The following is a 26,359-nucleotide window of genomic DNA, read 5'->3' as shown; positions in this document are numbered from 1 at the left end:
GTTATTTTATAATTAAAATATAAAATGTATATTTGTCGTATGTTTTGTTAATTAATTATAAATCAGAAGAATATGGGAACGGAATTATTTGAACAAAAAATGAACATAAAGCAGATTGTTGCGGTATTAGCAGTCTCAGTTTTTGTAGTATCCTGCAGATCCTCTAAAAGTGCTTCAGGAAGTAAAAAGTCAAATACGAAAACCATTGCAAAAACTGAAAATCTCAGAAAGCTGGATTCAAAATTTAATGGTAGTGTTTCCAGATCAATCAATGATATTCTGAAAGATGCAGAAAAGTATATCGGGACACCTTATAAATTCGGAGGCAATACTTCTTCAGGATTTGACTGTTCGGGATTTACGGTAAAAGTTTTTGAAGAAAATGATTTTAATCTTCCCAGAAGATCTTCTGATCAGGCCGAAGCCGGAAAGAATATTGATATAAGAGACGTAAAACCTGGTGATCTGTTGTTTTTTGCAACAGCCGGAGGAAGCAGAGTATCTCATGTGGGAATTGTTCATGATATTGGTCCTGACGGAGAAGTGAAATTTATTCATGCTTCTACCTCAAAAGGTGTGATCATCTCATCCCTGAATGAAAAATATTGGAATAAGGCTTATCTTCATGCTCAAAGAGTGTTGTAAATATTCTATCAATAGAAATGGGCTTTAGCCCGTTTAATCGAAAAAAAGAAATCAACCGGCTTTAGCCAAAACTTATATCATCATCTTCTTTAACCATCTCGTCAAAAATTCTTTGAATTTTCGCTACCCCTCCGGCGGATAGGGATTTCTAAGCTTACAATTGCAAATTTCATCAATCCCAATAAAGTCCCCAATCATTGCAATAGCATTGCATCACGAAACTTAGCAAATTTGCCCAAAACTATTATCATATGGCAGATTTCATCAGATTTTTTATCCCTTTTTACTTCATCATTTTCTTTTTGGTCTCATTTGTTGGCATTAGCTACAAAGTGGCTAAACAAATTGGAAAAAATCCTGACGTTCTTCCTAAAGATGATTCCGCATACGGACTTGTGGGATTGTATTTTAAGCTGATTTTATTTGCTTTGTTTATCTATACAATGCTACTTTTATTTTTTCCGGAAGACATTTTCTCTGCTTTTAAAATCAATGTGCTGGAATATGATATTTTTCAGTACACAGGAATTATATCAATGATTTTTGCATTGATTTGGGTGATCATAGCCCAGTTACAAATGAAAAACTCATGGAGGATTGGAATTGATAACTCAGCAAAAACAGAACTGGTAACTCACGGATTATTCAGATTTTCAAGAAATCCCATATTCCTGGGAATGACCATCAGTCTTATTGGATTTTTCCTTGCTTTCCCTACTGTAATTGCTTTTGCTTTTCTACTGACGGGAAATATTTTAATGCAGATTCAGATCAGGCTTGAAGAAGAGTTTCTTCTAAAGGAACACGGAGAAATTTACCAGACCTATAAAAAGAGCGTGAAGCGTATGCTCACCTTTTATTAAAACACAATGTTAAAAACAGTTTTGCTGAACTTTTTTGTATCTTTGGGCAGTATAATTTTTCAAACTAATTTAAATAAGAAACATGTCATTACAACAAACTATTGAAAATATCTGGGACAACAGAGAATTATTGCAGAATGAAGACAGCCAGAAGGCAATCAGAGAAGTTATTTCTTTAGTTGATAAAGGGGAACTTCGTACTGCGGAACCTACAGAAAACGGATGGCAGGTAAATGAATGGGTGAAAAAAGCTGTAGTAATGTATTTTCCGATCCAGAAAATGGAAACGATTGAAGTAGGCCCGTTTGAATTTCATGATAAAATGCCTTTGAAGAGAGGTTATGCTGAAAAAGGGGTGAGAGTTGTACCACATGCAGTAGCGAGAGAAGGAGCTTACATTGCTCCGGGAGTAATTATGATGCCTTCTTATGTGAATATTGGTGCTTATGTAGATTCGGGAACAATGGTAGATACTTGGGCTACAGTTGGAAGCTGTGCACAGATTGGTAAAAACGTTCACCTGAGTGGTGGTGTTGGCATTGGTGGTGTATTGGAACCATTACAGGCTGCTCCGGTAATCATTGAAGATGACTGCTTTATCGGTTCAAGATGTATCGTTGTAGAAGGAGTTCACGTAGAAAAAGAAGCAGTATTGGGTGCAAACGTAGTATTGACAGCCTCTACAAAAATTATCGACGTTACAGGAGATACTCCAATTGAAATTAAAGGAAGAGTTCCTGCACGTTCAGTAGTAATCCCTGGAAGCTATACAAAACAGTATCCTGCTGGAGAATATCAGGTTCCATGTGCACTGATCATCGGTCAGAGAAAAGAATCTACCGATAAGAAGACATCTCTGAATGATGCATTGAGAGATAATAATGTAGCCGTTTAAGATTAATATTTTAATCTAATACAACAATCTTGAAAGAAAAATTTCTTAAAATATTATTAAACCCTAAATATATATTTGGGGTTTATCTTATTATATCCGTTGTTACAGCAATTTCCAAATACCTGAGAGGAGATTACGCGATTAATAATTATCTGATTTTTAAAAATGTATTCTTTAATACGATTCATCAGAAAAACCTGTTTATCCATTATCCCGATCTTTATTTTGATCTGAACCATTATGGGGTATTTTTCAGTGCGTTGATTGCTCCATTTGCCATGATGCCGGATTGGCTTGGAATTTCACTTTGGAATATTGCCAATACTTTCATCTTTATCTACGGAATTTATAAACTGCCTTTTTCAGACAGCAAAAAAGCAATCTTTGGTTTGCTTTGTCTTCAGGAGTACATTACTGCTGCTTTAAGTCTGCAGTTTAATGTAGCACTCACAGGTCTTTTGCTGTTGTCTGCAGTATATATTTACGAAAGAAAAGAAGTAAAATCTGTAACCGCAATTTTAATTGGAATATTCGTGAAAATCTACGGAATTGTAGGGTTGACACAGTTTTTCTTTATTAAAAACAAAACCAAATTTATTCTTTCAGGAATTGGCATTGTTATATTGTTTTTCGTACTTCCGATGGCCTATTCAAGTCCGCAGTTTGTCATTCAGTGTTACTCGGACTGGTTCCAGTCTATTGTAGAAAAGAATAGCGAAAACCAGGTGTTAGGAAATATGCAGGACATCTCACTGATGGGCTTTGTAAGAAGAGTGTTGGGAGATGCGTCTATTTCTAACCTTGTATTTTTAGCAGGTGGATTGCCGCTTTTTGCTTTACCTTACATCAGAATTAAACAATACAAGCACTATGCGTTCCAATTGATGATTCTGGCTTCCACATTACTGTTTTTAGTATTATTCAGTTCAAGTTCAGAATCTCCAACGTATATTATTGCGGTGGTAGGAGTGCTGATCTGGTTTTTCCTTCAGAAAGAAAGAACGCCGCTTATTATAGGATTACTGGTTTTTGTCATTATTTTCACATGTTTCTCCACTTCGGATCTGTTCCCTAAATTTGTAAAAGAGAATTATATCATCAAATATTCATTAAAAGCCGTACCTTGTATTGTAATCTGGTTGAGAGTAACTTATGAACTTCTGACTAAAGATTTTGAGAAAAATTACAGCCTGAATTAATACATATGAAGAAAATTTCAATTGTAATTCCTGCCTATAACGAAGAGGGAAATGTCGCTATGATCCATCAGAAAATTAAAGAAGTATTTGATGGTTTGAACAATTATGACTTTGAAATCATATTTGTGAATGATGGCAGCAGAGACAATACCCAGCAAAAACTAGAAGAACTTTCCAGTCAGTATGATGAAGTGAAATTCATCGAATTTTCCCGTAATTTTGGACACCAGCCGGCTGTAAAAGCAGGAATGGACAGTGCCCACGGAAATGCAGTCATTTCTATGGACGGAGATCTTCAGCATCCGCCGGAGCTTATTCCTGAAATGATTAAGAAATGGGAAGAAGGCTATGACGTAGTTTTTACCTTCAGAACGTATCCCAAAGAGATTTCATTTTTTAAAAGAAAAACATCAGACTTATTTTACAAGCTTTTATCAAGCCTGTCAGATGTTAATTTAACGAAAGGCGGCGGTTCAGATTTCAGACTGTTGGATGCAAGCGCTGTTGAAGTCATGAGAAACTTTAATGAAGATGATCTGTTCCTCAGAGGATTAACGAGCTGGATGGGGTTCAAACAAACAGGAATCGACTTTACTGCAGCAGAAAGACTCTCAGGGAAAAGCAGTTACAACCTTAAAAAAATGTTTACTTTTGCCTTTACGGGAATCACAGCTTTCAGCGTGAAACCTCTTTATCTGGCTGCATATCTGGGATTTTTATTCTCTGCGCTTTCAGTTATTGGATATGGAGCATACGTTATTCATTCATTTATTGCAAAAACAGAGATTTCGGGATGGGCATCATTGATTATGACCATTGTTTTCTTTGGAGGACTTCAGCTGATTATCCTCGGAATTATGGGGATTTATTTAGGTAAAATATTCAAACAGGTGAAAAACAGACCTAATTATATTATTAAAAACAAAAATTTTTAAAATGGTTTTATTGAGTTTTGACATTGAAGAATTTGATATGCCATTAGAATATAAGGGTGAAATTCCCTTTGAAAAGCAGATTTCAATTTCACAGACAGGATTAGAAAGAATACTTGACATCCTTAAAAAACATAACGTTAAAGCTACTTTTTTTTCCACGGTAGTTTTTGCAGAAAACAGCAGACATCTTATTGAAAGGTTATTACAGGAAGGCCATGAACTGGCTTCTCACACCTGGTTTCATTCAGAATTTGAAGACAAACACCTCAAAGAATCAAGAGAAAGGCTGGAAGAATTATTCTCCACAAAGGTTACCGGATTAAGAATGCCGAGAATGATGCCTGTAGACGAAAAAGAAGTGGAAAGAGCAGGATACTCTTATAATTCTTCCATCAATCCGACATTTTTGCCGGGAAGATATAATAATTTAAAAGTATCCAGAACCTATTTTAAAGAAGGAAATGTAACGCAGGTTCCGGCCTCGGTTTCTCCTAATTTCAGAATTCCTTTATTCTGGTTAAGTTTTCATAATTTTCCATTGTTTTTCTACAAAAAGCTGGCTTTGGACAGTTTGAAAAAAGACAAATATCTTAACATTTATTTCCACCCGTGGGAATTTGCAGAAATTAAAGATGAAGCCTTTAAACTTCCTGGATTTACGGTAAAAAACTCAGGAAAAGATATGGTAGAAAGGTTTGATTCGTTTGTAGGCTGGCTGAAAGAAAAAGGACATCCATTTGGTACATTTCAGGAATTTCAAAAACAGATCCAACGATGAAGATTGCCTTTGATGCAAAACGGTTTTTCCACAATACATCCGGTCTTGGAAATTACTCGAGGGATCTTGTAAGAATCCTTTCAGAATACGAACCGGACAATGAATATCTGTTACTCAACAAAAACAAATCGGAGCGTGGGAAAGATATTCTGGAACACCCGAATGTTCAATTTATTGAAACCTCAAAAGGAAACCTTTCCCGCCAGTTAAAAATGGGTAAAGATGCCCAGAAGCAAGGTGCTGATATTTTCCATGGATTATCTGGTGAGCTTCCTCTGAAATGGGATTCAAAACCTATTAAAAAGGTTGTTACCATTCATGATCTGATCTTTGTAAGATATCCCCAGTATTATTCTTTTTTTGACAGGAAAATTCATTTCTGGAAATTCAAAAAAGCGGCTGCTACGGCTGACAAAATTATTGCTATTTCAGAACAGACCAAAAGAGATATTATCCGGTATTTAAAAGTTCCTGAGACAAAGATTGAAGTCATTTATCAGGGATGTCATCATGCTTTTAAAGAGCAGCAGTCTCCGGAATTAATGGAAGCTGTCAAAGAGAAATTTAAGCTTCCGGAAAGGTTTGTGTTGAATGTAGGAACTATCGAAGACCGCAAAAACCTTTTGAATGTTGTAAAAGCAGTCAACGGTACAGAAATTCCTCTTGTAGTCGTAGGAAGAAAGACTAAATATTATAAGAAAATAGAAAGTTTCCTGAAAAAGAATAAAATGGAAAAACAGGTACTTTTCCTGGAAGGAGTTTCTGTGGATGAGCTGGCTTGCCTCTATAAACTTGCCGATATTTTTGTCTATCCAAGCTTCTTTGAAGGCTTCGGAATCCCGGTTATTGAGGCTCTTTTTTCTAAAACGGTGGTTGTTACAAGCAACACCAGCTGTCTCCCTGAAGCAGGAGGAAAAGATTCGGTGTATGTGAATCCGGACAATGAACTTGATATTCGTGCTAAATTAAAATTTCTCTGGGAAAATGAATCTGAGAGAAAACGCCGTGAGGAAAAGGGTTTCGAGTTTGTTCAGAAGTTTAATGACGAACCCATTGCAAAGGAGTTGATGAATTTTTATCAAAAATTAATTAAAAAAAACTTTGCATTTTAAAAATAAATCCTACATTTGCATCATAATTGAAACAATGAAACCAACTTTTTTAGCATTACATCATTATCATCATCATCTCTGTTAGGCGGAATTGATTGATAATAAGTATGTGCTAAAATCAAAATAATTAAAACCGTCTGAGTAAATAGGCGGTTTTTTTGTTTCCTGAATTCTCCTCAGAAATTTCAATAGATCAGTTTTTATTTGCTCGGACCCAAAAAAAGGCAAAATGAGTAAATTAAAAATTGCAATCCAAAAAAGCGGCCGGCTTTACGAAGAATCTCTTCAGCTTCTCAAAGACTGCGGAATCTTCGTTAACAACGGGAAAGATCAGCTCAAAGTTTCAGTAGATAATTTTCCGATGGAAATCATGTACCTTCGGAATTCAGACATCCCGCAATACCTGGAAGACGGTGTGGTAGATGTTGCTATTGTAGGCGAGAATCTTCTGACTGAGAAAGGTAAAAATATCAAAACAATCCAGAAACTTGGGTTTTCAAAATGCCGTGTTTCACTTGCAGTTCCCAAAGAAGTGGAAACTGATGAACTCTCTTATTTTCAGGGTAAAAAAATTGCTACTTCTTATCCTAATACTCTTAAAAACTTTTTAGAAAATCAAGGAATTGTATCAGATATTCACGTTATTTCAGGTTCTGTAGAAATTGCTCCAAATATAGGTCTTGCAGACGGAATATGTGATATTGTAAGCTCTGGAAGTACTTTATTCAAAAACGGATTAAGAGAAACCGTCACTTTGCTGAAATCTGAAGCTGTGCTGGCTCAAACACTCCAATTATCACCTGAAAAACAGGCGATTCTTGAAAAATTTGTCTTCAGAATTAAAGCTGTTCTAAAAGCAAAAAATTCAAAATATATTCTGATGAATGTTCCCAACGATAAAATACAGAAAGTATCAGAAGTTCTTCCGGTATTGAAAAGCCCTACAGTGATTCCGTTGGCGGAAGAAGGCTGGAGCAGTATTCATTCCGTGATTGATGAAGAACGTTTCTGGGAAGTGATTGACGAACTGAAAGACAACGGAGCACAGGATATTTTAATCATTCCAATTGATAAGATGGTTATTTAAAAAAATAAGAATGGTTAATGTTGGCCAACGCAAAGACACAATAGAATAAAAATTAATACTGTTTTAAGGCGCAAAGATTTTATCTGCGATAAAATTGAATACTGTTTAATACTCACATACTTGCTGAAAATCTAAGATTTTCTTGCACCTTAAAAAAGATATAGGAATTAAAAACTTTGCGCCTTCACGTAAAAAACAATTAAAAATAATACAATGAAGATATACAGATATCCCACAAAAGACAGCTGGAAAGATCTGGTAAAACGTCCTGTTTTGGAACAGAAAGAAATTTCAGGACTTATCACAGAAATTTTTGCAGAAGTTGAAAAAAAAGGAGATAGAGCTTTAATAGAATTCAACAAAAAATTTGATAAAGCAGAAACCCAAAGCATAAAAGTTTCTGAAGCTGAAATTCAGGAGGCAGAAAAACAGATTAATGAGGAGTTGAAACAGGCTATCCAACAGGCAAAAGAGAATATTTCAATATTTCACAGCTCTCAAAAGCAGGAAATTCAGAAAATTGAAACCACAAAAGGAGTAGTGTGCTGGCGTGAAAATCGTGCGGTAGAGAGCGTTGGAATTTATATTCCGGGAGGAACTGCTCCTTTATTTTCCACAGTGCTGATGTTGGCAGTTCCTGCAAATCTTGCCGGATGTAAAGAAATAGTCCTTTGCACACCACCGGATAAGAGTGGAAATGTTAATCCCGCAATTCTTTATGCCGCAAAACTTTGCGGGGTTTCGGAAATCTTTAAAACAGGAGGAGCGCAGGCTGTTGCTGCAATGACTTTCGGAACAGAGAGCATTCCAGCTGTCAATAAAATTTTCGGGCCTGGAAATCAGTTTGTCGTAGCAGCCAAAGAATATGCCCAGCGTTATGGAGTTGCGATCGATATGCCTGCCGGTCCGAGTGAAGTTCTTGTGATTGCAGATGAACAGGCTGTTCCTGAATTTTGTGCCGCCGATCTTCTTTCGCAGGCAGAACACGGAAGCGATAGTCAGGTTGTTTTTATTACAACAGACCTTAAAGTGTTTGATAAAACAATAGAGTGTGTTGAACAGCAAATCAAAGAATTACCCAGAAATGAATTTGCAGGTCAGGCTTTGGAAAACAGCTCTTTTATTTTGATCAATACGCTGAAAGAGGCTCTTGAGTTCAGCAATCTTTATGCTCCGGAGCACCTTATTCTGGCGATTAATGATTTTGGAAAATATATTCCGGAAATTCAGAATGCAGGCTCTGTTTTCCTTGGAAACTATTCCTGTGAGAGTGCTGGAGATTATGCCAGCGGAACCAATCACACACTTCCTACCAATGCCTATGCGAAAAATTACAGCGGAGTGTCTCTGGATAGCTTTGTGAAGAAAATAACTTTCCAGCATCTTTCAAAGGAAGGGCTTCAGAATTTAGGAAAAACAATTGAACTCATGGCAGAAGCAGAAGGTCTGTTTGCCCACAAAAATGCAGTGTCAATAAGATTAAAGTAAGAATGTTGGAAAACGCAAAGACGCAAAATAATATTGTAAAATATATTTTTTTAGGACGCAAAGATTTTATCGGAGATAAAATTGATTAATGTATATAAAAACACAAAACCAAGTCCATACCCTTGCTGAAAATCTTAGATTTTCTTGCGCCTTAAAAAGTGTTACGGAATTAAAAAACTTTGCGCTCTTGCGTATATCAAAAAAATTGAACCATTAAGAAAATGAAGCTTTTAAGTAATGTTAAGATTTAAATACATTTGAATTCAGCCCACTGTTTAATAAAGATCTGAAGATATTTTCTTCAATATCCTTTAACTCAATTCATCTTAATGGTTTAAAAATAGTTTTAAATAAACAATACAATGAAAAATAACAGTATCAGGACTCTGGTAAGAGAAAATATAGTACAATTACAGCCCTACATCAGTTTCAGGGACAATAACGAATTTAATGCACCCGTTATGCTGGATGCGAATGAAAGTCCTTTTGGAGAATGCAACCGTTACCCTGATTCTACCCAGAAAAAGCTTAAGAAGAGACTTGCAGAGCTTAAAAAGGTTTTGCCTTCACAGATCGCCATAGGAAACGGCAGTGACGAGCTGATAGATCTTATCATTAAAATTTTCTGTGAGCCTAAAAAAGATGCCATTCTGATGATGAACCCGTCCTTTGCGATGTATGGTTTCTATGCAGCAATCAACGAAAATAAAGTACAGAAACTTGATTTGGATGAAAACTTCGAGATTGTAAAAGAGAAATTTTTAAAAGCTGCAGAAGATCCTTCTCTTAAAATATTCTTTCTATGCTCTCCAAATAATCCTACAGGCAACAGCATTGATGATATTGAATTCTATCTTCAGAAGTTCAATGGGATTGTAGTGGTAGATGAAGCTTATATTGAATTTTCCGGAAAAAAATCAAGTATTGAACTTCTGAATCAATATTCCAATCTGATTGTACTGCAGACATTTTCCAAAGCATGGGGATTTGCCGGAGCAAGAGTAGGTATGGCTTATGCATCTGAAGAGATTATCAGCCTTATCAATACTGTAAAAGCTCCCTATAATGTAAATGTTCTTAGCCAGGAACTGATTCTGAAAACACTGGAGGATAAAAACAGACTTCAGGAAAACGTAAACCGTATTCTGGAAGAGAGAGCATGGCTGAAGCAGCAGTTTGAAGGAATTACATGTATTTCGAAAGTATTTTCAACGGATGCGAATTTCTTTCTGATCAAAATGGAAAATGTAGATCATGTATACGGAAAAATGCTTGAAGAAGAGATTTTAACCAGCAGAAGAGATCCTGCGATTCCCGGATGTATCAGGATCAATGTAGGAAGCCGTGCAGAAAATGAAAAATTAATTAACCTTTTGAAAAATATTTAATAATGAAAAAAGTACTCTTTATAGACCGCGACGGAACACTGATTATTGAACCGCCTACAGATTTTCAGGTAGATTCTCTGGAAAAGCTTGAATTTTATCCGGGAGTTTTTCAAAACTTAGCAAAAATCGCCAATGAACTGGATTACGAATTGGTGATGGTCACCAATCAGGATGGATTGGGAACGGAGAGTTTTCCTGAAGAAGATTTCATCAAACCCCAGGAAAAAATGCTGAAGGCATTTGAAAATGAAGGCATCATTTTTAGTGATATTTTAATTGATAAAAGCTTTGAATCTGAAAATCTTCCTACCAGAAAACCAGGAATCGGAATGCTTGGGAAATACATTTATGGGAATTACGACCTTGAAAATTCCTATGTAATTGGTGATCGAAGTACAGATGTGCAACTTGCTAAAAACCTTGGGTCTAAAGCTATTTATCTTAATGAAAACTTAAATAGTGAGGCGGAGCTGTCTGCAACACGATGGTCAGAGATTTATCAGTTCTTAAAATCGGGAATGAGGAAGGCTAAAGTATCCAGAAAAACCAATGAGACTGATATTAAAATTGAAGTCAATCTGGATGGAAACGGACAGTCAGATATTTCAACCGGACTTCATTTTTTTGATCACATGCTGGATCAGATTGCCAGACACGGAAATATGGATCTTACGATTAAAGTAAACGGAGATCTTGCTGTAGATGAACATCACACCATTGAAGACACGGGAATTGTGCTGGGAGAAGCTATTTTAAAAGCTTTGGGAAAGAAAAAAGGCATTGAAAGGTATGGTTTCCTGCTTCCGATGGATGACTGCCTTTCTCAGGTGGCTATTGATTTCGGGGGAAGGTCATGGCTGGTTTGGAATGCTGAATTTAAAAGAGAAAAGATAGGAGATGTGCCTACGGAAATGTTTTTTCACTTCTTTAAATCCTTTACTGATGCTTCAAAATCCAATCTGAATATCAAAGCAGAAGGAGATAACGAACACCACAAAATTGAATCCATCTTTAAAGCCTTCGCAAAAGCCGTTAAGATGGCAGTGAACCAATCAGATAGTAACTACAGTCTGCCTTCTACAAAAGGAAGTTTATAAATATGATCGCTATAATAAAATACAACGGAGGAAATGTTAACTCCGTCCAGAATGCTCTCAACAGGCTGAATGTTGATTCTGTGATCACCGATGATCCTGAACAGATTTTAAAAGCTGATAAAGTGATCTTTCCGGGCGTTGGAGAAGCTTCATCCACTATGAAACTGCTGAAGGAAAAAGAACTTGATCTTTTGATTCCGGGCCTTAAGCAGCCTGTTTTAGGAATATGCCTCGGAATGCAGCTGATGTGCAAGCAAAATGAAGAAGGAGATACTGAAGGAATGGGAATTTTTGATATCAATGTCAGAAAATTTCCATCAACGGATATTGTTCCGCATATGGGCTGGAATACGCTTTCAGAGCAGGTTTCTCCACTGTTTTCAGGAATTGAAAAGAACAGTGATGTTTATTTTGTTCACAGCTACTACTGTGAGCTTTCATATTGTACAACTTCTGTCTGTGATTACATCCTGCCATTCAGTGCTTCTTTGCAGAAAGACAATTTCTATGCTGTACAGTTTCACCCTGAAAAATCAGGAATGATAGGAAATCAGATCGTTAAAAACTTTATAAATTTATAATGATGAAAATAATTCCGGCTATTGATATTATCGACGGGAAATGTGTCCGTTTATCAAAAGGTGATTACAACACAAAGAAAATATACAATGAAGACCCTGTAGAAGTGGCCAAAGAGTTCGAAAGCTTTGGGGTTCAATACCTTCATTTGGTGGATCTTGACGGGGCGAAATCAAAGCATATCGTCAACCAGAAAGTGCTGGAAAATATTGCCCGTTCTACTTCGCTGCATATCGACTTTGGAGGAGGCTTAAAAACTCAGCAGGATATTGAAACAGCATTTAATTCTGGGGCTCAACAGATCACTTTAGGAAGTATAGCCGTTCAGAATCCTGAATTCTGCTATGAAATGATCCAAAAATATGGAGCGGAAAAGATCATTTTGGGGGCAGACTGTGAAAACAGAAAGATTAAAACATCCGGATGGCTGGAGGAAAGCGATAATGATGTGATTGATTTTATCCTTCAGTATCAGGAAAAAGGAATACAGTCCACAATATGTACTGATATTGCAAAAGACGGGATGCTGGAAGGTCCTTCAACAGAACTTTATATTGAGATTTTATACAAGACCTCTGTTCAGCTGGTGGCAAGCGGTGGTATTTCAGGCATCACGGATGTCTATAAAATGAAAGATATAGGATGTACCGGAACAATCATCGGGAAAGCAATTTACGAAGGAAAAATCAGCTTACAACAACTTCAGAAATTTATTGAAAATGCTTAAGAAAAGAATTATTCCATGTCTGGATATAAAAGACGGAGCTACGGTGAAAGGAATCAATTTTGAAGACCTAAAAAATGCAGGAGATCCCGTAGAATTGGCCAAAAGATATGAGCAGGAAGGAGCAGACGAGCTTGTTTTCCTGGATATTACAGCAACTATTGAGAACAGGAAGACTTTTGTGGAACTTGTAAAAGAGATTGCCAAAGAACTCAGTATTCCTTTTACGGTGGGAGGTGGAATTTCTTCTGTGGAAGATGTAAGAAAGCTTTTAGAAGCAGGTGCAGACAAGATCAGTATCAATTCTTCAGCCGTAAAAAATCCGGGTCTTATCTCTGATCTGGCCCAGGAATTCGGAAGTCAGTGTGTAGTGGTTGCTATTGATACAAGACAGGTGGGAGATAAAGATCTTGTGCATATCAAAGGGGGAAGAGAAGCCACTGAACTTACTACGGTAGAATGGGCAAAAGAAGCAGCGGGTTTAGGAGCAGGCGAAATTCTATTGACTTCAATGGATGGTGACGGCACAAAAAACGGCTTTGACCTTCGCATTACAAAGCTGGTTTCAGACAATATTAGTATTCCTGTGATTGCTTCCGGAGGAGCCGGCACTGCGAATGACTTTGTTAAAGTATTTCATGAAACAAAAGCTACAGGAGGTTTGGCAGCCAGTATTTTCCATTTTAATGAAATAGGAATTCAGGATTTAAAACAACAGTTAAAAACTCATAAAATAGAAGTACGATGAATATAAATTTTAATAAAGATAACGGGCTTGTTCCGGTAATCATTCAGGACAGCAGAACACTGCAGGTTCTGATGCTTGGCTACATGAATGAAGAAGCTTTTGAAAAAACAAAGAAAGAAGGAATTGTTACTTTTTTCAGCCGCTCCAAAAACAGACTGTGGACCAAAGGAGAAGAATCTGGTAATTTTCTAACGGTAAAAAGTATTGATATCGACTGTGATCAGGATACCATTTTAATTAAAGCCGTTCCGAAGAATGTAGTGTGTCATACAGGGAGTTTCAGCTGTTTTGGAAAGAAGAATACCAAAGGATTTATGTATGAGCTGGAAGAAAAAATATCCCAGAGAATAGATACGAAAGCCGAAGGTTCTTATACGTATTCACTTTATCAGAGAGGAATTAATAAAATGGCTCAAAAAGTAGGCGAGGAAGCCGTAGAATTGGTTATAGAAGCAAAAGACAATAATGATGATCTTTTTAAAAATGAAGCGGCAGATCTGCTGTATCATTTCCTGATTTTATTGAAAGCCAAAGGATTTTCGCTGGAAGAAGTTGAGGAAATTCTTAAAGACAGGGATCAATGATAACAGATAAAATGGTTCTGATTGGAAATAAAGCTTAGCAAAAAGATGTAACAAAGACAGGTTTCAAAATACTAATCCCACCAGAAACGAATACTTATGAAATTAAAATTAACCCTGATAACAGCATTGTTGGTTCAGGTCGCTTTTGCTCAGAAAAACTGTAATGTACTTTATTCTCAGAAATTTACTAAGCAGCAGCTGGAAGAGGATATAGACTTTATTAAGACGAAAATAACCCATGCACACGTTAATCCCTATACAGAAATTTCAAAATCAGAATTTGAAAAAAAATATACAGATATCCGTAATTCTCTGAAAGATGGGATGACACAGAAGGATTTTTATTACCTCGCAAAGCCTTTGATTGTCACTTTAAACGACGAACATAGTTCAATGTCAGATTTTTGCGTTACTGACAGCATTAGAAAAAACATGAAAGTTTTACCATTGAAATTCAAATATGAAAATGGCAAAATGCTTCTTACGGAAAACTATTCAGACAGCAAACTTACTATTGGTGACGAAGTGCTCTCGTTGAATAATATGCCAATTGATCAGGTCTTGGAAAACTGCGCCCAGACTATTCCGGGAACTATAGAAGAACGAATCCCAATAGCTGTTGACAAGTTTTGGATAGTGATTAATAGATACTGTTATTTTATCACAGATGACTACAATCTGAAGTTTAAAAGCGGACTGCAAACAGTGGTTAAAAGTATTTCTCTGGAACAGCTGAAAGCCAATGCTTCAAAGTCTCAGCCTAAGAAAAAAGAAGATTTTAAACCTATTGATTATAAAAAGATAAAGGATTATGCTTATGTAACAGTAAATACTTTTGACGATAGAAATACATTCACTCTGGAAGAATGGAAAGCAAAATTTGACAGTATTTTCAGCCAGATCAAAAAAGACAATGCCCAAAAGCTAGTTATTGATGTTCACAACAATTCCGGAGGAAATTCTGCAGTGGGAAGCTTGCTTATCAATTATTTTTCAGATAAAACGTACCGTACTTATCAGGGTAAATTTAAAAAAAGTAAAGAGTATGCTGATTATTTAAAGGCAAACAATAAAGAATCTGCAGAATATAACAAAATAAAAGACGGTGATTATTATCCGATCTCTTCCCGCTCTGTAACAGCAGATCATAATCCGTTACGATTCAATGGGAAGACTTATGTTATTGTTGGGAAAAATACATTTTCCAGTGCGATGATGTTCAGTGTGATGGTTTTGGATAACAAATTGGCAGAAGTAGCAGGTGAAATTCCTGAAAAAGGACATCCCAATCATTTTGGTGAACTGATAAAATTTCAGACTCCCAATACAAAACTGGATTTCCTTTTTGGGGTGAAGGAATGGATAAGACCAGCAGGGAATTTACAGCCAAATAAACTGATTCCGGCAAAAATTATTACTGTAAAGGATAAAACAAGTGAACAGATTGTTGAAGAGCTTTAAAATATCTACTTTATAAAAACAGAGCAGAAAAAAGAAATTCTGCTCTGTTTTTTTATCTGTGTGAAATGCTATTTATCTTTCGATCATAATATTCTTTACAAGTGTCTCTTCACCCACTTTCAAAACTCCAATATAGACTCCGTTCTGAAGACCGGAAACATTAATCTGTCTTTCATTATTTGCCTTCAAAAGTGATCTCCCCATAGAATTGCTGATTTCAAAACTGAAGTTGGTTTCCTTAGAATCAGGTAATTCAATATTCAGGATATTATTAGCAGGGTTAGGGTAGATTTTTACAGCTTCCAGTGAATTTTTAGAGGCAGGTTTGCTCATGGTAGCAGAAGCTGCTGCAAAATGCTGTAATGCTCCCACAGTTGCCTTTCCGATCTTGTATACATATACAGGATCCATATTAGTGAAAGTATCTTTAGAGCTGTGAGGATAAGTGCTTCTGATTCTTTCAAAAAAGCCAGTGATCACTTCACCTTTCTGTTCGAAAGGAATGTAATCTGTATCCGCAGCCGGATCTACGGCAGTCAGAAGAGGAGAGTAGAGTGCTGTGCAATTTCTCAGCTGTTGGGTTACTGCTGCAGAAGCTGCATTATTGCTGGAAACACCTCCCTGATCTTCATCACAATATACCGTGGTGTTATTGTTTCCTTTTACACCGCCTACCTGATCCAGATTGAAGACCAGTTTAATATCCAGTTTGCGGACACCTCCCTGATATACCACATTGTTTACATAATGGCTGCTTCCTTTTAATCCTTGTTCCTCACCGGAAAAATGAATGAATTTTATAGAATATTCAGTAGGAACATTTTTCAGAATCCTTGCAGCTTCAAGGATAATAGACGTTCCACTGCCGTTATCATTTACTCCCGGGCCATAGATGGTGTCAAAATGCCCGCAGATAATGACATACTTGTTAGGATACAGTGTTCCGGTTTTGGTAATAATTAAATTTTTGGAGCTGGTACTTCCAAAAGTAAAAGGGCTTTCTTCTATCTGGCTGGCAGTATAGCCATAAGAAAGATACTTGTTTTTAATCCAGTTCAGTGTATTGATATTCGCTGCTGAGCCTGTAGTTTTTACACCTAAATTACTGAATTCCTGAAGATTGTTGGTGATATTGGTCTGGGTAACCATATCTGCTCTGTCTTTGTAAGCCTGAATAAAAGTTTGAGCCGCAATGCTCTGCATCATCAATGCAGAGCATAAAAGTGTTGTGAATTTTTTCATATAAATAATATTATTTTGGTAACACGAATGTAGTAAATAAATCACAACGAAGTGTTTAATAATTTAAATTAATATTATATTTATTATGAATGTCATATTAGATTTTGTGAAACTTTTGTGAATCTTGCAATTGGGCTAAAAGTAAAAACCTTTGAATTGTTTCAAAGGTTTTATGTATTAGAGAGGTTTCTAAATCGTGTTATCTCTCAATCATAACTTTTCTTACAACTTTTTGATCTCCAGTTTTTAAAATTCCGATATAAGCTCCGCTTTCCAGTTCTGAAGCATTAATTTTTGTTTCATTGTTTCTCTTGAAAATAGAACGTCCCTGAAAATCCGTAATTTCAAAAGTGAAGTTTTTAATCCTGAATTCCGGAAGTTCAATATTGATCACATCTTTTGCTGGATTTGGATAGATTTTTACACTTTCTAACGTATTTTTTCCAGATGCTTCATGTGTTCCCAATGTGCCGGTAGCTGAATATTCCTTAATATAAACCAGATTCAGAATATTCTACCTGATATTATTTATTAATGATTATTTTTTTTGTGGTACTTCCTTTATCGGTTGTAATGGTAAAAGTATACAGCCCGTTTGTTAATCCTGAAGTATTTATTTTCTCCTGATTTTCAAGCGTTAAAACAGTATTGCCTGCCATGTCATTGACTTCAACTTTAAATTGTTTTACTTTTTCCTGAAATTCCACAGTTACAAGATCTTTAGCCGGATTAGGATAAACCCTGATTGTTTCACCAGATTTATGTACAGATGCTTCGTTGGTATTTAGCAGGTTACTGGCTGTGGATGCAACAGCAAAATGCTGTAAAGCTCCTACAGCTGCTTTTCCTACATTGAAAACATAGACAGGATCCAGATTGGCAAAAGTATCACTTGTCGTATGCTCGTTTTCACTTCTCAGATACTCGTAGTAACCTGTAATGGTGTATCCTTTTGCTTCAAAAGGCATATAATCAGAACTGTAAGCGTAAGAAAGATTCGTCTGAAGAGGAGAGTAAAGGGTAGTGCAGTTCATCAGTTCCTGTGTTACAGCTGTAGAAGCTGCATTATTGGAAGATATACCACCGGTATCTCTTTCGCAGGTAATGGTATTGTTGTTATTTCCGATAAGTCCGCCTACCTGATCAATATTTAAAACCAGTTTTATATCCAGAACCTGACTGCCATTCTGATAAGCTACATTATTGACATAATGAGTACTTCCCACAAGGCCCTGTTCTTCCCCGGAAAAATGAATAAACTTGATAGAATATTCTGTAGGAACGTTTTTCAATATTCTTGCTGCTTCCAGGATAATGGAAGTTCCGCTGCCGTTGTCACTTACTCCGGGACCTACAATTGTATCATAATGCCCGCAGATAATAACATATTTGTTAGGATATACAGTTCCGGTCTTGGTAATAATTAAATTTTTTGAAGTGCTGCTTCCGTAAGTAAAAGAATCTTCAGACATGTTACTTACGGTATATCCGTAGGACAGATATTTGTTTTTAAGCCATCCCAGAGCATTGTTATTGGCTGTTGTACCTGTTTTCTTAATCCCAAATCCTGCAAATTCCTGAAGGTTTGTACTAATATTGGTTTGGGTAACCATATCTGCTCTGTCCTTGTAAGCCTGAATAAAACTTTGCGCACTCATATTTTGCAGTGCAATGGAAGTGAGCAAAAAAGCGGCAACTTTTTTCATTTTTGATACTTTCTTTAGAGATTGCTAATATAGCAATAAATCATCATCTATTGTTAATTTTAAACTGGAATAGTACTTATTTGCTTGATTTATTAATAATAATGTGTCTTTTGTTGAATTTATTGCTGCTTTAGATTAAAACTCGATAAATGAATAAAATATAGGTAAATTTTTCTTTATTATGGATAGTTTTTAATAGGAAATTCATGTTTTATCAGTTTCGTATAATAAGGTTTACTGTTAATATAGCAATTACAATAGGATTTGAAAGGTAATAAAGATGAAAAAGTATATAACAAAAAAATCCCGGGAAAACCCGGGACTTATATTGATAACAAAATCTATTCTACATTATTTTACTTGATCTACAACAGCTTTGAAAGCTTCAGGGTGATTCATTGCTAAATCTGCTAAAACTTTTCTGTTAAGTTCGATGTTGTTCTTTTTAAGAGCTCCCATAAATTGAGAGTAAGACATTCCGTGCTCTCTGGTTCCCGCGTTGATACGAGTGATCCAAAGTGCTCTGAAATTTCTCTTTTTCTCTTTTCTACCACGGTAAGCATATTGCATTGCTTTTTCTACCGCGTTTTTAGCTACAGTCCAAACGTTCTTTCTTCTTCCGAAATAACCTTTAGCGTGCTTAAAAATTTTCTTTCTGCGAGCTCTTGAAGCTACGGCATTTACTGATCTTGGCATAATTTAAATTGTTTTTTTGAAAAGGGCGGCAGGGTTACTGCTCTTATTGGCACCGTTTCAGGGTTAAAATTGTGAATTTGTTTGAATTCTTATAAACCGAATATAGATTTATAAAAACTACTTAATTGCTAATTGACGTTGAACGCTTTTCTCATCCACTTTAGCTACGTAAGAAGTAGACGTAAGATTTCTCTTCTGCTTAGTTTCTTTCTTAGTTAAGATGTGGCTTTTGTAAGCGTTTTTTCTTTTGATCTTACCTGTTCCGGTAAGAGCAAAACGTTTCTTAGCACCTGATTTCGTTTTTAATTTTGGCATTGTTTTGCTTTTTTATTGTTTTTGTTATCAATATCTGTTTTGGCTACTCCTAAAGACATTAGGAATAATAGTGTGCAAAAGTACGGAAAAAAAGTGATACACGAAAGTTTTTTTAATAAGCATGAACAGAGGTAATAATAACACTAAAAAGGAAAAGGCAAACCTGCATACAAACAGGTCTGCCTTTTATCAGTAATTTTTTAATAGAATTGATCTGATATCTGTAAATTTAGGATTTGAAAAACTCCAGAAGATCTTTGTTGATTGTTTCTGCTTCTGTTGTCGGCATTCCGTGAGGGAATCCGGGATAGGAAATCAATTTCCCGTTTTTAAGAAGAGTAGCAGCTATTTTACCTGTGGTTTCAAAAGGGACAATCTGATCATCTTCACCATGCATTACCAATACCGGTACTTCTACGCTCTTAAGGTCTTCTGTAAAATCGGTCTCAGAAAATGCTTTTACACAATCATAATGTGCTTTAATAGAACCGCTCATTCCCTGTCTCCACCAGTTTCTCTGAATTCCTTCAGAAACTTTGGCTCCTTCTCTGTTGTATCCGTAGAAAGGGAAGGTAATATCAATGAAGAATTGTTGTCTGTGTTTTGCCGTATTGTTTCGGATATCATCAAAAACAGAAATTGGAACTCCATTAGGATTATTCTCATTCTGAACCATAATAGGAGTTACTGCGCTTACAAGAACAGCTTTTGCAACTCTTCCGTTACCATGCTTCGCTACATATCGGATAACTTCACCACCACCTGTAGAATGTCCTACATGGATCACATCTTTTAAGTCTAAAGCTTCTACAATTTCTGCTACGTCAGAAGCATACGTATCCATATCATGTCCGTAAGGAGTCTGTTCAGACCTTCCGTGCCCTCTTCTGTCATGAGCAATTACTCTGTACCCCTGTTCTAAGAAGAAGAACATTTGTGCATCCCAGTCATCACTGGATAATGGCCATCCGTGATGAAAGAAAACCGGCTGTCCTTTTCCCCAATCTTTGTAATAAATTTCTGTTCCGTCTTTTAATGTAAGTGTGCTCATTGTTTCTTTTTTTTAATAATTAATAAAAGTGTATTTGATTTTTTATAATCACAAATGTAGATAGAAAATATTCACAATATCTTGATCTAAGATAATAATTCATTAAAAAATTATGAACAATAATGATATATAAATACTGTTTTTAAAACTGAAATATGCTGAAAATCTTTATATTATGAAGAACTCCCATAAAAAAGATCAAAATAAGTTTTACATGGTCTTTGAAAAAACTCTGTATGTTGTCAAATATAGCTGATAATCGGAATTGCTGTATTTTCAGATTCTCTCTAATATTGAAGATTAATGTAATACATACAATTCAGTTATGCCTGATGATTTCTTCAGCTGCCAGACTTCTGAATTTATTTCAACCTATAAATTAAAATCATTATGCTTTCATCTGCAGATTTACAGCTTGAAAGAGTCTTATTCCTTGCTGTCTTAATTATATTTTTGGGAGTTGGATTTTTGTGCACATTGATTACTTTTATTATCAATTTTCTACAAAAAAAGGATAAGAATGATACGTATTATCTTCTTACATTTATTATTTCGGGTCTTGTCGGAGTAGTCTTAACCGCATTCTATTGTTACATGATACTATTTGAACAGGCTGAAGTCTATATGCCTTAAAAGAACATATGATGCGGTATATCCTAAAAAAAAGGAAACTAAAAACCCCTGTTATCAGGGATGTTTTTGTACCAGTTCTATTTTTATCTTTGACTCAAAATTCACTAAAGATAAAACGATTAAAATCTTTCATTTATAACTTTTATAGCTTTCTTTTTCACACCCGATTTAACGATAAATCCTTATTTCGAATAAACACTAAAAAACTATGGGTAAAAACACTAGCCAAATAAAATGGAGTGAGGAAGAAGCTGTAAAAGTAGTATGAGAAAATTATTTTGCAATAAAAATGTGAATCCAACATCAAGCACAGATATAAATTATTTTTCGGGGTAAGAATACAAGCTAAAATCGATTAGCAGGTATTTTACTTATATTTACATTCTTAAATGCAGTAAAATTTTATAGAGATAAGGGTTTGATTTACAGGTTATTATTCACGTTTTCTTTGTTGGTTTGTCCTTTTTTTGCTCAGGCACAGGATGTTCTGAACAGATTAGAAAGAGAATATAACCATGCTTCAAACAATACAGCGGAGCAGCTGAATCTGGCTCCCAAGTATGCCACTGCTTTATTTTTCCATAACCATAAACCTAAATCGTATCAGATTTTAAATATCAATATTTCCATCGCTGCAAAACAGAGCGATGGGAAGTATGCTGCAATTTTGTATGCGGTGCAGGCTATGAATTATCGTCTTGAGAATAAAACACATGAATCTTTTAAAAGCCTTGATATGGCGAAAGGATACAGTTTAAAAACAAACAGTAATGAAGCTAAAGGCTACTTTTACTATGCCAAAGGCTGGATTCTGGCACGTAATAATAAAACGACCGAAGCCGTTGCTGCTTATTTAAAAGCGATTGAATATTATGAAAACTCGCCAACCACTTCCACATTGTATGGAAGGTTTGGCAACGCAGCGAAAGAGCTGTCAGCTATCTATTCTAACCTCAATGAATACCAGCTGGAAGAAAAATACAGCAAGCAGTTCTTATTGTTGGCATCCAAACAAAATGATCCAAACCTTACCTTTGATGCGTATATGCGAATGGGTTATGTGTATGAACAAAAATACACCCAAACCCCATCTGATACGGAGTTTAGAAATAAGGCTGAACAATATTATTTACAGGCTATTGCTACTTTCAATAAAAATAAAAATGTGATGCTCAACAGGAGCAGCCTATCGTATGCCGCCATCAATCTGGCGAATTTGTACACCGGGTTTGACAGAGATAAGGCCATACAATATGCAAATTTAGCCAATACAGTGAGTCTGGAAATTGGTGATCCTATTCATATTGCTTCTTCATTCGGAATTTTGGCAGAGCTTGCATTGCAGGATAAAAACTATGATTTAGCCAAATCTTATTTTTTGAAAGCTTCCATGGAAATTGGAAAAAGTTCGGTGAGAGATCATAATATAGAATTATCCATTCTTGAATCTTTATCAAGGATCAGCGAAGAGCAGGGGAATTATAAAGAAGCCCTGACCTATTATAAAAGTTATGTTGATCAATACAAAAATGTTTACGATCAGGAAAAGCTGGATATTACCAAAAGATTAGAATCTCAGTTTGATAAAGAACGGCAGGAACAGAAATACATCAAGCTACAGCTTGAAAGTGACAAGAAAGCACAGGAAATTAAACTGATCAATATTTTGCGCGCACAGCGTGAACAGGTTTACAACAACTTGAAACTGGTGGAAGAAAACCAGAGGGAGCGACTAAAATTTTCAGAACTTGAGTCCGAAAAAAAAGAACAGCAGCTTCGTCTGGCAAAACTGGAAACTCAACAGAAAAATAATGATATCCACAACTACAAAAAGCTGTTGGCATTTAAAGAAAAGATTAATACATACTATATCTTTTTTATTGTATTCTTCATTGTTTTGATCCTCTTATTGTTGTATGCCTATAAACAGCGTGCCAAGTCTATTAAGCGAAGAGATGAATTGCATGCTTTAGCCATGGAACAAGAGAAACAAAATTCGAAAATTTCTACCCTTACAGCCTTGCTGGAGGGGCAGGAGCAGGAGCGTGGCCGTCTCGCCCGTGATCTCCATGACGGATTGGGAGGCTTGCTTTCCGGAACGAAACATCAACTGTCTTATTTAAATCCTCATCAATCCGAAAATATAGAAGAAGGAATTTCAAAATCAATTGAACAAATAGATGATGCTGTAGAAGAGCTGAGACGCGTGGCGCATAACTTAATGCCTGATTTATTAACAAAATACGGTCTGGAAGTGGCTATTCAGGAGTTTGCTTCCCGAATTTCCAATTATGCCCTGGAAATCCATACTGAGTTTATCAATTACAGCAATTCCATAGCGAAGGAAAAGCAATTGATTATTTATAGGATTATTCAGGAATTGGTTAATAATGCTATAAAACATGCTGATACTTCCGAAATTATTATTCAGATAAGCGAAGGAGAAAATCTGTTAAACCTTACCGTAGAGGATAATGGTAAAGGCTTTGATCATACAGGCTTAGACGTTAGAAAAACAGCAGGTTTTCATAACATTGAACTTAGAGTCCAGTTTTTAAAAGGAACCATGAATATTACCTCCGAATTAAATATTGGTACAAGTATAGAACTTCAAATCCCTATTAATTAAACATGATAAAAGTAGCCATAACAGACGATCATCCGCTTCTATTGGAAGGACTTAAGAATATTTTAGGACATAGTGAAACAATAGATGTGGTAGATTGTTTCAAAAACGTCTCAGAAATGAATGCAGGTCTTGCAAAACAAGAGGTTGACATTTTGCTTCTGGACATCAATCTGGCAGAAACCAACAGCATTGAACTCATCAAACCATTAAAGAAAAAGTACAGCAGCCTTCAGATTATTATCCTGAGCGTTCACAATGAAATGCCCGTCATCAACAGTACTCTGGCAGAAGGTGCTCTGGGATACATTCAAAAAAATGCTTCGGTTTCCGAAATCCTGGAAGGAATCACCACCGTATATGCCGGTAACAGGTTTTTATGCTCTCAAACCAAGGCTGTTCTGGATAAAAAATCAACAGACGGACTGAACCGGGTTCCAAAATTAACCCGAAGAGAAAAGGAAATTCTGGGTGAAGCAGCGAAGGGACTCACCACCAATCAAATGGCAGAAAAACTTTTTATAAGTCCGCACACGGTAGAAAGCCACAGAAAAAATCTTATTGAAAAATTTCAGACATCCAACCTGAGTTCAGCTATAAAATTAGCCATAGAATACGGCTTGATTATCGAATAAAATAGTCATCCGGAAAAAGGCTGCTTACATGATGTGAGCAGCCTTTTTCTTATATAATCAAATAATTTGGGTGTGTATGGCTAATCCTTGAATTTCAACGCAGCCTGAAACAGGTTTTTTTTGTCTACTAAATCATATTCATCATTATAAACCGGCTGGTACATCAGCATAAAAACGCTGCCGTCAAAATCTTTTACATTGATGGGTTGATCTGCCATAATATCATAAAACCTTGTAATCGTACGGGTAGCGGTCCATTGCTTAGCATTGCCTTTAGGATTTTTATCAAATCTGTGATCTTTTGCATCTGTATAATACCAGTATGAAGGCGCAGAATCCATCAGAAACATTTCTTTATCCTTGTTATAAAGCTCTTCGGCCATACCTGTATTCTGGAACCATTGAACTTCAGTATTCAAGACGCCCAAAGCTCCTGCGTAGATGTCTTTATTTGTTGTGGCACCCACTAGAAATCCTTCCAGATTGGCAGACGTAATTTCAAACAAAAAAGGAGATTTTTTCAGTTCATAAACATCATTCACGGGTTCAATTACTTTTCCATCCTGTTTAATAACAACTTTTAACGATTGTGAGAAAGCCATAAAACTTAGCAAACAAAAAAGAAGGGTCAAACTTAATTTTTTCATTGTATCTCTTTAAATAATTGCAGCAAAGATATTGGACTTTATCCCCATATACACTGGCTGATTTCAGGGGTTTTTAATTGTATTCTCAACTATTCTTTTTTAAAATAAATTAGCTTTCAACTGGATTTTTATATAAGCCGTTTTCTGTTTTTTACCATTGGATGAAGCAGAATTAAGAGGGTAAACTTCTGCGTAGAAAGTATCATTATCTGTCCAGAATGCTTTTTTATCATCTGCTATTTTGAAGTTGGTGAAATTCACATATAAAAGATTGTCCTGTTTTTTGGTTTGAGGAAAGTATTTAGAAATGACAAAATTACTCCCCACATCATTATGGGATGAAACAAAGGTAACCCAGCCTTTAGAAGGAAGAATTTGTGGGTAGCCTTCGGTACTCAGCTCAAACATCACTGCATTTTTTACACTGAAAAAAGAATAATAGGAATCTACAACTTCATCAGAATTTTCTTTGAATACTTCCAGATTTAAGTAAGATGACCTTCCTACATATTCATTGGCTAACGGTCCGGTCTCCGTAGAGACGCTTTCATGTTGTGTAATCACTTCTTCTCTGCCATTTTCTTTGTATACCCAGTTATCTGCCTGCAGTTGTATACTGGGATTTTTTACCAGCTTTTCACCCATTTGCTTTTTTGAGCTTGAATTAAATTCATGTTCTGATATTTCATCAATACTCCCAAATTTTTTGAAAGATTTATTCTTAAAATCACTCGATTCCTTAAAGGTACTGCTTCTGATCTCATAAAGATCAACCCCCTTTAAAGTAAGTTCGTATGCTGGTGTGAATTCCGACTTCAGAACAAAAGCTTCAATACTATTTGAAATGTCATTATTAATGCTGTAGTGAATAGAATAGAAGTCCTCAAACTCTTCAAATCCATAATAATTATCAAGTTTATTGTAAGGCATTTTCAAATGAGCGGCATCTTTACCAGGTGTTACAAAAAACTGTACAGAATCAAGCTTTGTAAATAATTGAAACGGTACCTCCTGAATATTATCCACCCCTTTTATTTTATTGAAATCAGCAAGGGTTATTGTTTTCTGCTTAACCTCAGTTTGTGTTTTGTTAGTTTCTGATTTTTTATTCTCCTGTTTGCATCCTGTAAGAAAAATCATAGATGATATGAAGAGCTGGTTGAAGACTTTCATTTTTTATATTTTTGAGCAAATGTATCAGTATTAAGGCCAGTAGCCAACAAAA

At 35.8% G+C, this 26,359-nt stretch carries 26 protein-coding genes; 18 read left to right on the top strand and 8 right to left on the bottom strand.

What is annotated here, in order from left to right; genetic code table 11:
* Window positions 1-72 precede the first annotated feature (72 nt).
* The 16 genes from ACODR7_RS08860 (at window position 73) to ACODR7_RS08785 (ending at window position 15,583) form a co-directional block, all read left to right on the top strand.
* Window positions 73-645, top strand: coding sequence for a C40 family peptidase (locus ACODR7_RS08860; protein WP_488838705.1), 573 nt, complete (start codon window positions 73-75; stop codon window positions 643-645).
* Between the two features lie 251 nt (window positions 646-896).
* Window positions 897-1,508: a methyltransferase family protein gene (locus ACODR7_RS08855; RefSeq protein ID WP_488838704.1), complete on the top strand. Its 612-nt coding sequence runs from the start codon at window positions 897-899 to the stop codon at window positions 1,506-1,508.
* Between the two features lie 82 nt (window positions 1,509-1,590).
* Window positions 1,591-2,403: a 2,3,4,5-tetrahydropyridine-2,6-dicarboxylate N-succinyltransferase gene (locus ACODR7_RS08850; RefSeq protein WP_034694413.1), complete on the top strand. Its 813-nt coding sequence runs from the start codon at window positions 1,591-1,593 to the stop codon at window positions 2,401-2,403.
* A gap of 29 nt (window positions 2,404-2,432) precedes the next feature.
* Window positions 2,433-3,602 (top strand): glycosyltransferase family 87 protein, encoded by a 1,170-nt coding sequence (locus ACODR7_RS08845; RefSeq protein ID WP_488838703.1) that lies wholly within the window; start codon window positions 2,433-2,435, stop codon window positions 3,600-3,602.
* Between the two features lie 5 nt (window positions 3,603-3,607).
* On the top strand, window positions 3,608-4,537 hold the full coding sequence (locus ACODR7_RS08840; RefSeq protein ID WP_488838702.1) for a glycosyltransferase family 2 protein: 930 nt from the start codon (window positions 3,608-3,610) through the stop codon (window positions 4,535-4,537).
* 1 nt (window position 4,538) lies between these two features.
* A complete protein-coding gene (locus ACODR7_RS08835) occupies window positions 4,539-5,315 on the top strand; it encodes a polysaccharide deacetylase family protein (protein ID WP_488838701.1) in 777 nt (258 codons plus the stop codon).
* A complete protein-coding gene (locus tag ACODR7_RS08830) occupies window positions 5,312-6,427 on the top strand; it encodes a glycosyltransferase family 4 protein (RefSeq protein ID WP_488838700.1) in 1,116 nt (371 codons plus the stop codon). The genes ACODR7_RS08835 and ACODR7_RS08830 overlap by 4 nt, the downstream gene beginning before the upstream one ends.
* 229 nt (window positions 6,428-6,656) lie before the next feature.
* The gene (hisG, locus tag ACODR7_RS08825) at window positions 6,657-7,514 is read left to right on the top strand and encodes an ATP phosphoribosyltransferase (RefSeq protein ID WP_488838699.1); all 858 of its coding nucleotides are present in this window, start codon (window positions 6,657-6,659) and stop codon (window positions 7,512-7,514) included.
* A gap of 213 nt (window positions 7,515-7,727) precedes the next feature.
* The gene (hisD, locus tag ACODR7_RS08820) at window positions 7,728-9,002 is read left to right on the top strand and encodes a histidinol dehydrogenase (protein ID WP_488838698.1); all 1,275 of its coding nucleotides are present in this window, start codon (window positions 7,728-7,730) and stop codon (window positions 9,000-9,002) included.
* A 362-nt stretch (window positions 9,003-9,364) separates the two neighbouring features.
* Complete coding sequence (hisC, locus tag ACODR7_RS08815; RefSeq protein WP_488838697.1) at window positions 9,365-10,390, top strand: histidinol-phosphate transaminase; 1,026 nt, start codon at window positions 9,365-9,367, stop codon at window positions 10,388-10,390.
* A gap of 2 nt (window positions 10,391-10,392) precedes the next feature.
* The gene (gene hisB / locus ACODR7_RS08810) at window positions 10,393-11,487 is read left to right on the top strand and encodes a bifunctional histidinol-phosphatase/imidazoleglycerol-phosphate dehydratase HisB (RefSeq protein ID WP_488838696.1); all 1,095 of its coding nucleotides are present in this window, start codon (window positions 10,393-10,395) and stop codon (window positions 11,485-11,487) included.
* Window positions 11,488-11,489: 2 nt separating this feature from the next.
* Entirely contained in the window at window positions 11,490-12,068 is a 579-nt protein-coding gene (gene hisH, locus ACODR7_RS08805; RefSeq protein ID WP_488838695.1) for an imidazole glycerol phosphate synthase subunit HisH, read from the top strand.
* Window positions 12,069-12,070: 2 nt separating this feature from the next.
* The gene (gene hisA / locus ACODR7_RS08800; protein WP_488838767.1) at window positions 12,071-12,793 is read left to right on the top strand and encodes a 1-(5-phosphoribosyl)-5-[(5-phosphoribosylamino)methylideneamino]imidazole-4-carboxamide isomerase; all 723 of its coding nucleotides are present in this window, start codon (window positions 12,071-12,073) and stop codon (window positions 12,791-12,793) included.
* Window positions 12,786-13,538 carry an imidazole glycerol phosphate synthase subunit HisF gene (hisF, locus tag ACODR7_RS08795; RefSeq protein ID WP_488838694.1) on the top strand — a complete coding sequence of 251 codons (753 nt, stop codon included), beginning with the start codon at window positions 12,786-12,788 and terminating at the stop codon, window positions 13,536-13,538. The genes hisA and hisF overlap by 8 nt, the downstream gene beginning before the upstream one ends.
* Entirely contained in the window at window positions 13,535-14,122 is a 588-nt protein-coding gene (hisIE, locus tag ACODR7_RS08790; protein WP_488838693.1) for a bifunctional phosphoribosyl-AMP cyclohydrolase/phosphoribosyl-ATP diphosphatase HisIE, read from the top strand. Before hisF ends, hisIE begins: the two co-directional genes overlap by 4 nt.
* A 96-nt stretch (window positions 14,123-14,218) precedes the next feature.
* Window positions 14,219-15,583, top strand: a complete 1,365-nt coding sequence (locus ACODR7_RS08785; RefSeq protein ID WP_488838692.1) for a S41 family peptidase — start codon at window positions 14,219-14,221, stop codon at window positions 15,581-15,583.
* 72 nt (window positions 15,584-15,655) lie between these two features.
* On the opposite strand, the gene ACODR7_RS08780 is transcribed toward ACODR7_RS08785, so the two are convergent.
* The 6 genes from ACODR7_RS08780 to ACODR7_RS08755 all read right to left on the bottom strand — a co-directional run bounded on the left by ACODR7_RS08780 (window position 15,656) and on the right by ACODR7_RS08755 (window position 20,593).
* Window positions 15,656-16,825, bottom strand: a complete 1,170-nt coding sequence (locus tag ACODR7_RS08780; RefSeq protein WP_488838691.1) for a M28 family peptidase — start codon at window positions 16,823-16,825, stop codon at window positions 15,656-15,658.
* 199 nt (window positions 16,826-17,024) lie between these two features.
* Window positions 17,025-17,291 carry a T9SS type A sorting domain-containing protein gene (locus ACODR7_RS08775; protein WP_488838690.1) on the bottom strand — a complete coding sequence of 89 codons (267 nt, stop codon included), beginning with the start codon at window positions 17,289-17,291 and terminating at the stop codon, window positions 17,025-17,027.
* A gap of 58 nt (window positions 17,292-17,349) precedes the next feature.
* A complete protein-coding gene (locus ACODR7_RS08770) occupies window positions 17,350-18,531 on the bottom strand; it encodes a M28 family peptidase (RefSeq protein WP_488838689.1) in 1,182 nt (393 codons plus the stop codon).
* A 351-nt stretch (window positions 18,532-18,882) separates the two neighbouring features.
* Window positions 18,883-19,227: a 50S ribosomal protein L20 gene (rplT, locus tag ACODR7_RS08765; protein ID WP_002979659.1), complete on the bottom strand. Its 345-nt coding sequence runs from the start codon at window positions 19,225-19,227 to the stop codon at window positions 18,883-18,885.
* A gap of 117 nt (window positions 19,228-19,344) precedes the next feature.
* Complete coding sequence (gene rpmI / locus ACODR7_RS08760) at window positions 19,345-19,542, bottom strand: 50S ribosomal protein L35 (RefSeq protein WP_034694453.1); 198 nt, start codon at window positions 19,540-19,542, stop codon at window positions 19,345-19,347.
* A gap of 229 nt (window positions 19,543-19,771) precedes the next feature.
* A complete protein-coding gene (locus ACODR7_RS08755) occupies window positions 19,772-20,593 on the bottom strand; it encodes an alpha/beta fold hydrolase (protein WP_488838688.1) in 822 nt (273 codons plus the stop codon).
* A 1,051-nt stretch (window positions 20,594-21,644) separates the two neighbouring features.
* Between ACODR7_RS08755 and ACODR7_RS08750 the strand changes: the two genes are divergently transcribed.
* Together ACODR7_RS08750 and ACODR7_RS08745 are read left to right on the top strand one after the other, a co-directional pair.
* Complete coding sequence (locus tag ACODR7_RS08750) at window positions 21,645-23,855, top strand: tetratricopeptide repeat-containing sensor histidine kinase (RefSeq protein WP_488838687.1); 2,211 nt, start codon at window positions 21,645-21,647, stop codon at window positions 23,853-23,855.
* Between the two features lie 2 nt (window positions 23,856-23,857).
* Window positions 23,858-24,487 (top strand): response regulator, encoded by a 630-nt coding sequence (locus tag ACODR7_RS08745; protein WP_488838686.1) that lies wholly within the window; start codon window positions 23,858-23,860, stop codon window positions 24,485-24,487.
* Between the two features lie 80 nt (window positions 24,488-24,567).
* Here the strand turns inward: ACODR7_RS08745 and ACODR7_RS08740 are convergent, their stop codons facing one another.
* Together ACODR7_RS08740 and ACODR7_RS08735 are read right to left on the bottom strand one after the other, a co-directional pair.
* Window positions 24,568-25,134, bottom strand: coding sequence for a hypothetical protein (locus tag ACODR7_RS08740; protein WP_488838685.1), 567 nt, complete (start codon window positions 25,132-25,134; stop codon window positions 24,568-24,570).
* Between the two features lie 99 nt (window positions 25,135-25,233).
* The gene (locus ACODR7_RS08735; protein ID WP_488838684.1) at window positions 25,234-26,307 is read right to left on the bottom strand and encodes a resolvase; all 1,074 of its coding nucleotides are present in this window, start codon (window positions 26,305-26,307) and stop codon (window positions 25,234-25,236) included.
* Window positions 26,308-26,359: the final 52 nt, after the last annotated feature.

The sequence above is a fragment of the Chryseobacterium sp. FG46 genome, from assembly GCF_057809135.1.
Note: the sequence above shows the minus strand (reverse complement) of the source record. Positions and strands in the feature narration are given on the sequence as shown.

Bases quoted from the DNA above. Each gene is read 5' to 3' on its own strand.
- ACODR7_RS08785 (WP_488838692.1), top strand. From the start codon at position 14,219: ATGAAATTAAAATTAACCCTGATAACAGCATTGTTGGTTCAGGTCGCT.
- hisD (WP_488838698.1), top strand. From the start codon at position 7,728: ATGAAGATATACAGATATCCCACAAAAGACAGCTGGAAAGATCTGGTA.
- hisC (WP_488838697.1), top strand. From the start codon at position 9,365: ATGAAAAATAACAGTATCAGGACTCTGGTAAGAGAAAATATAGTACAA.
- hisIE (WP_488838693.1), top strand. From the start codon at position 13,535: ATGAATATAAATTTTAATAAAGATAACGGGCTTGTTCCGGTAATCATT.
- ACODR7_RS08745 (WP_488838686.1), top strand. From the start codon at position 23,858: ATGATAAAAGTAGCCATAACAGACGATCATCCGCTTCTATTGGAAGGA.
- ACODR7_RS08770 (WP_488838689.1), bottom strand. From the start codon at position 18,531: ATGAAAAAAGTTGCCGCTTTTTTGCTCACTTCCATTGCACTGCAAAAT.
- rpmI (WP_034694453.1), bottom strand. From the start codon at position 19,542: ATGCCAAAATTAAAAACGAAATCAGGTGCTAAGAAACGTTTTGCTCTT.
- hisB (WP_488838696.1), top strand. From the start codon at position 10,393: ATGAAAAAAGTACTCTTTATAGACCGCGACGGAACACTGATTATTGAA.
- ACODR7_RS08735 (WP_488838684.1), bottom strand. From the start codon at position 26,307: ATGAAAGTCTTCAACCAGCTCTTCATATCATCTATGATTTTTCTTACA.
- hisF (WP_488838694.1), top strand. From the start codon at position 12,786: ATGCTTAAGAAAAGAATTATTCCATGTCTGGATATAAAAGACGGAGCT.
- ACODR7_RS08850 (WP_034694413.1), top strand. From the start codon at position 1,591: ATGTCATTACAACAAACTATTGAAAATATCTGGGACAACAGAGAATTA.
- ACODR7_RS08780 (WP_488838691.1), bottom strand. From the start codon at position 16,825: ATGAAAAAATTCACAACACTTTTATGCTCTGCATTGATGATGCAGAGC.
- ACODR7_RS08860 (WP_488838705.1), top strand. From the start codon at position 73: ATGGGAACGGAATTATTTGAACAAAAAATGAACATAAAGCAGATTGTT.
- ACODR7_RS08855 (WP_488838704.1), top strand. From the start codon at position 897: ATGGCAGATTTCATCAGATTTTTTATCCCTTTTTACTTCATCATTTTC.
- rplT (WP_002979659.1), bottom strand. From the start codon at position 19,227: ATGCCAAGATCAGTAAATGCCGTAGCTTCAAGAGCTCGCAGAAAGAAA.
- ACODR7_RS08830 (WP_488838700.1), top strand. From the start codon at position 5,312: ATGAAGATTGCCTTTGATGCAAAACGGTTTTTCCACAATACATCCGGT.
- ACODR7_RS08835 (WP_488838701.1), top strand. From the start codon at position 4,539: ATGGTTTTATTGAGTTTTGACATTGAAGAATTTGATATGCCATTAGAA.
- hisA (WP_488838767.1), top strand. From the start codon at position 12,071: ATGAAAATAATTCCGGCTATTGATATTATCGACGGGAAATGTGTCCGT.
- ACODR7_RS08755 (WP_488838688.1), bottom strand. From the start codon at position 20,593: ATGAGCACACTTACATTAAAAGACGGAACAGAAATTTATTACAAAGAT.
- hisG (WP_488838699.1), top strand. From the start codon at position 6,657: ATGAGTAAATTAAAAATTGCAATCCAAAAAAGCGGCCGGCTTTACGAA.
- ACODR7_RS08740 (WP_488838685.1), bottom strand. From the start codon at position 25,134: ATGAAAAAATTAAGTTTGACCCTTCTTTTTTGTTTGCTAAGTTTTATG.
- ACODR7_RS08840 (WP_488838702.1), top strand. From the start codon at position 3,608: ATGAAGAAAATTTCAATTGTAATTCCTGCCTATAACGAAGAGGGAAAT.
- hisH (WP_488838695.1), top strand. From the start codon at position 11,490: ATGATCGCTATAATAAAATACAACGGAGGAAATGTTAACTCCGTCCAG.